This is a genomic window from Nesterenkonia aerolata (assembly GCF_031470965.1).
Taxonomy (GTDB): Bacteria; Actinomycetota; Actinomycetes; order Actinomycetales; family Micrococcaceae; genus Nesterenkonia; species Nesterenkonia aerolata.
This window is the reverse complement of record NZ_JAVKGR010000047.1, coordinates 1-1,150: the sequence shown is the minus strand read 5'-3', so window position 1 is coordinate 1,150 and position 1,150 is coordinate 1. Positions and strand designations below refer to the sequence as shown.

The 1,150-nt window shown below is 59.1% G+C and carries 1 protein-coding gene; it reads left to right on the top strand.

From position 1 onward, the window contains the following. Nucleotides 1-50 precede the first annotated feature (50 nt). Nucleotides 51-1,142, top strand: coding sequence for an IS630 family transposase (locus RIL96_RS13250; RefSeq protein ID WP_310549484.1), 1,092 nt, complete (start codon nt 51-53; stop codon nt 1,140-1,142). Nucleotides 1,143-1,150: the final 8 nt, after the last annotated feature.

Below are 1,150 nucleotides of genomic sequence, written 5' to 3'. Positions count from 1 at the left end.
CTAGTGGCGTGTCTCGTAAATAGTTAGGCCGTCCAGGGGTAGAATGGAGTATGTCTGCTCCAGCCCCGCCTCTTGCAATGTCCGACACTGATCGTGAAGTGCTTGCCAAGGTCGCCCGCTCTACTTCGGCAGCCCACCGGGAGGTTATCCGTGCCCGGGTGCTGCTGGATGCCGCTGACGGGGTCGGTAACCGCACCATCGCTGCAGAGCACGGGATCTCCGCGATGACGGTACGAGCCTGGCGGTCCGCGTTCGCCGCTGAGGGGTTGAAGTATTGGGGCACGGTCAAGAAAGGCCGGGGCCGCAAACCCTCCATCCCGGCAGAGACCATCGCTGAAATTGTGCGAATGACCACCAAAGTCACACCGAAGGGTCAGACACATTGGTCGAGCCGCTCACTGGCCAAGGAGCTGGGAATCTCGCACTCGACAGTCCACCGGGTCTGGAGTGAGCTGGGGTTGAAACCTCACCGGGTGGATACGTTCAAAGTCTCCAATGATCCAGCCTTCGATGAGAAGGTCATTGATGTCGTCGGGCTCTACCTCAACCCTCCCGAGCAGGCAGTGGTCCTAGCGATGGATGAGAAGTCCTCCGTCCAAGCCCTGGATCGCACCCAAGCCTCCCTGCCGATGGTCCCGGGAAGAGCCGGGACGATGACCCATGATTACAAGCGCCACGGCACCACCACACTGTTCGCGGCCTTAGATGTGCTCACCGGCAAAGTCATCGGCCAATGCCTGCCCAAGCACCGGCACGAAGAGTTCCTGAAGTTCCTGGCCACCATCGACCAGGAGGTCCCCGATGACCTGGAAGTCCATCTGATCTTGGACAACTACGCCACCCACAAGCACGCCAAGGTCAAAGAATGGATGACCAAGCATCCTCGGTTCCATTTCCACTTCACCCCGACTTCCGCGTCGTGGCTGAACCAGGTCGAGCGCTGGTTCCGAGACCTGACCGAGAAGAACCTGCGACGCGGGATCTTCCGCTCAGTACCCGAGCTCATCGACAGCATCGAAGACTATATGAAAGCCAACAACCAGAACCCAAAACCCTATGTCTGGACCGCCACAGCCGAGTCAATACTGGAGAAAGTCACCCGAGCACGAGCCAGCCTGAACGAACAGGCAAACCAAAACTGAGACGGACC

Bases quoted from the DNA above. Each gene is read 5' to 3' on its own strand.
- RIL96_RS13250 (WP_310549484.1), top strand. From the start codon at position 51: ATGTCTGCTCCAGCCCCGCCTCTTGCAATGTCCGACACTGATCGTGAA.